Here is a 6,639-nt window from a genome sequence, read left to right on the forward strand (position 1 = left end):
TCAGGCCGCCGCGCCTTGCGCGGCGAGTTGCGCGGCCTGGTGCTCGGTGGTCAGCGCGTCGGTCAGCTCGCCGAGCGCTTCGCCTGCGATCACTTGCGGCAGCTTGTAGAGCGTCAGGTTGATGCGATGGTCGGTGACGCGTCCCTGCGGGAAGTTGTAGGTGCGGATGCGCTCGCTGCGGTCGCCGGAGCCGACCTTCTCCTTGCGCTCGGCCGAACGCGCGGCGTCGACGCGCTGGCGCTCGGCGTCGTAGATGCGCGAGCGCAGGATGTTCATGGCGGAGGCGCGATTCTTGTGCTGCGAGCGGCTGTCCTGCATCATCACCACGATGCCGGTCGGGATGTGGGTGATGCGGATCGCCGATTCCGTCTTGTTGACGTGCTGGCCGCCCGCGCCTTGCGCGCGCATCGTCTCGATGCGCAGATCGTCGTTCTTGATGTCGACGTCGACATCCTCGACCTCAGGCAGCACGGCCACCGTCGCGGCGGAGGTGTGGATGCGGCCTTGCGTCTCGGTGTCGGGGACGCGCTGCACGCGGTGCACGCCGGATTCGAATTTCAGTTTCGAGAACGCGCCGCGGCCCTGCACCTCCGCGATGATTTCCTTGTAGCCGCCGACCGTGCCTTCACTCGCCGAGATCACCTCGACCTTCCAGCCCTGCAAGCTCGCGAAGCGCTCATACATCCGGAACAAATCGCCGGCGAACAGCGAGGCCTCGTCGCCGCCGGTGCCGGCGCGGATTTCCAGCACCACGTTGCGGTCGTCCATGGCGTCCTTGGGCAGCAGCGCGACGCGGATCTGCTGGATCAGCTCCTCGATCCTGGGGTTGAGCTCATCGCGTTCGGCTTCCGCCATGCCGCGCATCTCGGCATCGGTGGCGGGATCGGCGATCAGGGCCTCGGTGTCGGCAAGCTCTTTCACGGCAGAGCGATAAGCCTTCACCGCCTCGATCAGCGGGGTGATCTCGGCGAGCTCGCGCGTAATCTGCACATAGCGTTCGGAGGCGAGCTGTCCCAGCGATTCGGCTTCGAGCGAAGCGTGATGCGCGAGCAGGACGTCCAGTTTGGCTTCGGGGAGTGACGACATCGGTTCAGTCTCAAAATGCGGATAAGGGCGAGGCGGCGGAAAGGGGCGACAGGCCCGCTACAACGCCAGGCCTTCGGCCTCGGCAAATTCCGTCAGCTTCTGCCGGATCGAGACGCTGCCCGCGGGCGCGTCGAGGAGCGGTCCGAGCACCGCTTCGGCCTTCTTGGCATCGAGATCGATCACCATCGCCTTGACCGGGCCGAGCGCGGTCGCCGAGAGCGACAGCGAGCGATAGCCCAGCGCGATCAGGGCGAGCGCGCCGATCGGCTTCGACGCCATCTCGCCGCAGAGCGACAGCGACTTCTTCGCCGCGTTGGACTTCCGTGCGATCTCGCGCAGCGCGCGCAGGATCGGCGCCGACATGGTGTCGAAGCGCTCGGAGACCTTGGCGTTGCCGCGGTCGACCGCGAACAGGAACTGGAATAGATCGTTGGAGCCGACCGAGATGAAGTCGACCTTCTTCAGGAGCTCGTCGAGCTGATAGAGCAGGGCGGGCACCTCGACCATGGTGCCGATATCGATTCTTTCAGGCAGCGTGTGACCGTGCTGGCGCAGGTAAGTGAGCTCGCGCTCGACAAGCGCCTTGGCCGAATCGAATTCGGCGACCTCCGAGATCATCGGGAACATGATGCGCAGCGCGCGGCCGCCGCCGGCGCGCAGCAGCGCGCGGATCTGGCCGCGCAACAGGCCGGGACGATCGAGCCCGAGCCGGATCGCGCGCCAGCCGAGCGCGGGGTTCTCCTCGATCACCGCTTCCATGTAGGGCAGCGCCTTGTCGCCGCCGATGTCGAGGGTGCGGAAGGTGACGGGCTTGGGGCCCGCGGCATCCAGTACCGTGCGGTAGAGCGCGAGCTGGTCGCTGGTGCGCGGCAGGCTCTGGCCCACCATGAACTGCAGCTCGGTGCGGAACAGGCCGATGCCGGCGCTGCCGGTGTCCTCGATATGCGGCAGGTCGATGGCGAGGCCTGCGTTGATCATCAGCTCGACCTTCTGGCCGTCCCTGGTGACGCAGGGCAGGTCGCGCAGCGCCAGGTACTGCGCCTGACGGCGGGCGCGGAAGCGCACGCGCTCGGCGAAGGCCGCCTCGATTTCCTGCGAGGGCCGCACATAGATCGAGCCCGAGGTGCCGTCGACGATGATGGCGTCGCCGGGATCGGCGATGCCCGGCGCGTTCGGCACCTCGCCGACCGCGGGGATTCCGAGCGCGCGCGCCACGATCGAGACGTGGGAGTTGGCGGTGCCTTCCTCCAGCACGATGCCGCGCAGGCGCTTGCGGTCGTAGTCGAGCAGCGCCGCCGGGCCCATCGCGCGCGCGATCACGATGGCGTTGTCGGGCAATTGCTCGCGTGACGGCGCGTGGTCCTGGCCGACCAGCTGCCGCATCAGGCGGTAACCGAGATCCTCGAGGTCATGCAGCCGGTCGCGCAAATAGGGATCGGTCGAGCGCAGCATGCGCGCGCGGGTGTCGGACTGCACGCGCTCGACGGCGGCTTCCGCGGTCAGGCCGGTGGCGACCGCCTCATGCAGCTTGTGCGACCAGCCCTGGTCGTTGGCGAACATGCGGTAGGCTTCCAGCACCTCGCGATGCTCGCCGCCCTCGGCGACGTCGCCGCGCTCCAGCATGCGGTCGAGATCGGCGCGCAGCTTGGCGAGCGCGGTGTCGAGCCGCTTGATTTCCTTCGGCAGGTCCTCGGCGATGTAGTCCTTGATGACGACGCGCGGCTCGTGCAGCACGACGTGGCCGAGCGCGATGCCTTCCGACAGGATCGCGCCGACCTTCTGCGCGGAATGGCGTGCGGCCGGCTCCAGGCCCGGCTGAGCCAGCGCGGACAGCTCGCCGGAGGCGATCAGCTCGGCCAGCACCATCGCGGTGGTCTGCAGCGCCTCGAGCTCCTCCTCGACATAGTTGCGCTTGGCGCGGTTCTGCACCACCAGCACGCCGAGCGTGTTGCCGGCGCGCAGGATCGGCACGCCGAGGAAGGAGTGGTAGATTTCTTCGCCGGTCTCCGGGCGGAACGAGAAGGCCGGGTGGCTCTGCGCATCGCTCAGATTGAGCGGGGTCGCCTCGCTGGCGACGAGACCGACCAGGCCCTCATGGGCGCTCAGCACGGTATGGTGCACAGCCTCGCGGTTGAGGCCTTCGGTCGCGTAGAGCTCGAGCGTGTTGTCGATGCGCAGCACATAGACAGAGCACACCTCGGCCACCATGTTGGCGGCGATCAGCACCACGATCTTGTCCAGCCGCTCCTGGGCCGAGACCTGCTCCGCCATGGTTTCGCGGAGCCGTCTCAACAAGACGCGGGGACCTCCCGACGCGCTCCGCATGAACCGTCAATCTCCTCCGTCTGCCGGGGCCGAAAGGGCCCGCGGCGGCTCGCCCAGAAATCCAGAAAAACAACAAGTTTGCTCGTCCGGCGCCGGCCCAGGCTCAAATCCTACCTAGATTTGGCACCTGTACCGAATCAGCACCGCCTGAACTGGGGCACAGTTTCCGGCAGCCCACCCTGTTCGCCGTATAGCGAATTGGGGCTTGTTTTGCCAAGCAAAACGCCTGCCAAACGCGAAAGTGTGGACACCTTCGCGTTTGCTGCGACCGCTAAGAGAAAATTAGCCCAGGCATGGTCCGGAAAGTGCGAAGCGGTTTTCCAGAAAGACCATGCTCAAACAAGAACCTGAAGCGCGACGACGGTCGCGCTTCAGGCCTGATCGAGGCCGTAGAGCGTGTGCAGGGTGCGCACCGCAAGCTCGGTGTAAGCCGTGTCGATCAAAACCGAGAATTTGATCTCGGAGGTTGTAATGGCCCGGATGTTGATATTCCGTCCGGCGAGCGCCGAGAACGCCTGGGCGGCGACGCCGGCATGGCTGCGCATGCCGCTGCCGATCACCGAGATCTTGGCGACGTCGGTGGCGGTATCGAGCCTGAGATAGCCGATCTTGGCCTTGGCGGCGGTAATCGTGTCCTTGGCGCGGGTGTAGTCGGCGGCCGGCACCGTGAAGGTGAGGTCGGTGGTCTTGCCGTCCTCGGAGACGTTCTGGACGATCATGTCGACGTTGATGTTGGCTTCGGCCAGCGGGCCGAAGATCGAGGCCGCAACGCCCGGCTTGTCCTCGATCTGGCGCACCGAGATCTGGGCCTCGTCCTTCGAAAAGGCGATGCCGGTGACGACGTGGTTTTCCATGATCTCCTCCTCGCCGCAGATCAGCGTGCCGGGCGGCTGGTTGGCATGCGGGTCGATATCCTCGGGCTTGTCGAAGCTCGAGCGGACGAAGATCGGCATGTTGTGGACCATGCCGAGTTCCACCGAGCGGACCTGGAGCACTTTTGCGCCCTGGGAGGCCAGTTCCAGCATGTCCTCGAATGCGATCTTGTCGAGCCTCTTGGCCTTCGGCACGATTCGCGGATCGGTTGTGTAGACGCCGTCGACGTCGGTGTAGATGTCGCAGCGGTCGGCCTTGACGGCGGCGGCGACGGCCACGGCCGAGGTGTCTGAGCCGCCGCGGCCGAGCGTGGTGATGCGATTGGTCTCGGGATTGATGCCCTGGAAGCCGGCGATGACCGCGACCTCCTTGCGCTCCTGGAAGCGCTTGATGATCTCGCTGCCGTCGATGTCCTCGATCCGGGCCGAGGCATGGGCGTCGCTCGTCTTGATCGGAATCTGCCAGCCCTGCCAGGAGCGGGCCTGGATGCCCATGCCCTGGAGCACGATGGCAAGCAGGCCGGACGTCACCTGTTCGCCGGAGGCGACCACGGCGTCATATTCGCGCGCGTCGTGCATCGGCGAGGCCTCGGTGCACCAGGCCACCAGCTCGTTGGTCTTGCCCGACATCGCCGAGACGACCACAGCCACTTCATGGCCGGCGTCGACCTCACGCTTCACATGGCGTGCGACGTTGCGGATACGTTCGATGTTGGCGACGGACGTGCCGCCGAATTTCATCACGAGGCGGCTCATGACGACGCGTGCATTCCTTCATAAGGATCAGTATGGTGACCCGCGCTGGACGGATGCCTCGCGGATACCGACCGCGCGTATACAGAGGGGCGGGGCCGGGGGCAAGCGGGTTCCTGCAGGCCCAATCCGGGCAATGGGTTAATCGAGGTTATGGCGCGCTATATCGACGAGATCCTGCAGCCGGGCGAGCGGGTGCTGTATTCGACCAATGCGCACTGGATCTTCTATTTTCCGGCCATTCTGGCCTGGATCGTGGCCCTGGTCCTGCTGGTCCTGTCGCGGCAGACTTCGGCCGACGGGCTCGTGATTCTCTGTCTTCTTTCCGCGGGCGTGGTGGCGCTGGCGGCCCTGTACTGGACCGTCAAGGGCTGGTTCCACCGCTTCACCACCGAGACCGACGTCACCAATCTCAGGGTCGTGCACAAGACCGGGTTCATCAAGCGCCGCACCTTCGAGATGGCGCTGGACAAGGTCGAGAGCGTCGACGTCGATCAGACCATTCTTGGACGAATTTTCAACTACGGCGACGTGACGATTCGTGGCGTCGGCGAGGGGATCGAGACGATCAGGACCATCTCCTCGCCGCTCGCCTTCCGTAGTTCGATCACCACGCGGTAGGACCGCGCGCAACCATGAGCATGCAGCAAAATACTTCCCTCTCCGCGACCGCCCAGCCGGGTTCGACCGTCGACGCCGCCGAGATCGCAAAGTTCTCGAAGCTTTCGGCCGAGTGGTGGGACCCCAACGGCAAGATGGCGCCGCTACACCGGATCAACCCGCTGCGGCTCGGCTACATCCGCGATGCCGCCTGCCGCAAGTTCGAGCGCAACGTGCGCAGCCTCAATTCCCTCGGCGGCCTGCGCGTGCTCGACATCGGCTGCGGCGCCGGCCTGCTCTGCGAGCCGCTGTCGCGGCTGGGGGCGCAGGTCATCGGCGTCGATCCGTCGGCGAGCAACATCGCAGCCGCGAAGCTGCATGCCGACAAGGGCCATCTTGCGATCGACTATCGCTGCACCACGGTGGAGGAGATCGACCCGCGCGAACGCTTCGACATCGTGCTGGCGATGGAGGTGGTCGAGCACGTCGTCGACGTCGGCATGTTCCTGAAGCGTTGCGCCTCGATGCTGAAGCCGAACGGGCTGATGGTGGTCTCGACGCTGAACCGAAACTGGAAGAGCTTTGCGCTCGCCATCGTCGGCGCCGAATACGTCCTGCGCTGGCTGCCGCGCGGCACCCACGAGTGGAACAAGTTCGTCACCCCCGACGAGCTGACCAAATACCTGCTCGACAACCGCCTCGTGATCACCGAGCAGACCGGCGTCGTCTACTCGCCCTTCGCCGACAAATGGACCCTCTCGTCGGACATGGACGTGAACTACATGGTGGTGGCGGAAGGGATGGTGTGAGGGGGTGAGTAGGGGGTCGCTGCGAACACAGAAACGGTGTCGTCCCGGCCCCGCGCGCAATTGCACGCTAGGACCGATCGACATTCATTGCATCCAGATCATTGCGGCTGCGAGATGGATGAAGCCGGTAAAGTTGGCGGTTCGCCTGTCATAGCGGGTTGCCAAGCGTCGGAAGTGTTTGAGCTGGCAGAAGC

General features: G+C 65.5%; 5 protein-coding genes. 2 read left to right on the plus strand and 3 right to left on the minus strand.

Going from position 1 to position 6,639, the window contains the following annotated elements; translation table 11 throughout:
* The 3 genes from prfA to RAD15_RS37250 form a co-directional block, all read right to left on the minus strand.
* Positions 1-1,086 (minus strand): peptide chain release factor 1, encoded by a 1,086-nt coding sequence (gene prfA, locus RAD15_RS37240; RefSeq protein WP_458183694.1) that lies wholly within the window; start codon positions 1,084-1,086, stop codon positions 1-3.
* Between the two features lie 57 nt (positions 1,087-1,143).
* Complete coding sequence (gene ptsP, locus RAD15_RS37245; protein WP_458183695.1) at positions 1,144-3,411, minus strand: phosphoenolpyruvate--protein phosphotransferase; 2,268 nt, start codon at positions 3,409-3,411, stop codon at positions 1,144-1,146.
* A 371-nt stretch (positions 3,412-3,782) separates the two neighbouring features.
* Positions 3,783-5,039: an aspartate kinase gene (locus tag RAD15_RS37250; RefSeq protein WP_458183696.1), complete on the minus strand. Its 1,257-nt coding sequence runs from the start codon at positions 5,037-5,039 to the stop codon at positions 3,783-3,785.
* A gap of 150 nt (positions 5,040-5,189) precedes the next feature.
* Here RAD15_RS37250 and RAD15_RS37255 point away from each other — a divergent pair, with 150 nt between their 5' ends.
* Both RAD15_RS37255 and ubiG read left to right on the plus strand, forming a co-directional pair.
* Positions 5,190-5,657 carry a PH domain-containing protein gene (locus RAD15_RS37255; protein ID WP_458183697.1) on the plus strand — a complete coding sequence of 156 codons (468 nt, stop codon included), beginning with the start codon at positions 5,190-5,192 and terminating at the stop codon, positions 5,655-5,657.
* Positions 5,658-5,671: 14 nt separating this feature from the next.
* The gene (gene ubiG / locus RAD15_RS37260) at positions 5,672-6,445 is read left to right on the plus strand and encodes a bifunctional 2-polyprenyl-6-hydroxyphenol methylase/3-demethylubiquinol 3-O-methyltransferase UbiG (RefSeq protein ID WP_458183698.1); all 774 of its coding nucleotides are present in this window, start codon (positions 5,672-5,674) and stop codon (positions 6,443-6,445) included.
* Positions 6,446-6,639: the final 194 nt, after the last annotated feature.

The organism is Bradyrhizobium sp. 14AA, from assembly GCF_054185205.1.

Excerpts from the sequence above, each read along its gene's own strand:
- ptsP (WP_458183695.1), bottom strand. The coding sequence starts at position 3,411 with ATGCGGAGCGCGTCGGGAGGTCCCCGCGTCTTGTTGAGACGGCTCCGC.
- RAD15_RS37255 (WP_458183697.1), top strand. The coding sequence starts at position 5,190 with ATGGCGCGCTATATCGACGAGATCCTGCAGCCGGGCGAGCGGGTGCTG.
- RAD15_RS37250 (WP_458183696.1), bottom strand. The coding sequence starts at position 5,039 with ATGAGCCGCCTCGTGATGAAATTCGGCGGCACGTCCGTCGCCAACATC.
- ubiG (WP_458183698.1), top strand. The coding sequence starts at position 5,672 with ATGAGCATGCAGCAAAATACTTCCCTCTCCGCGACCGCCCAGCCGGGT.
- prfA (WP_458183694.1), bottom strand. The coding sequence starts at position 1,086 with ATGTCGTCACTCCCCGAAGCCAAACTGGACGTCCTGCTCGCGCATCAC.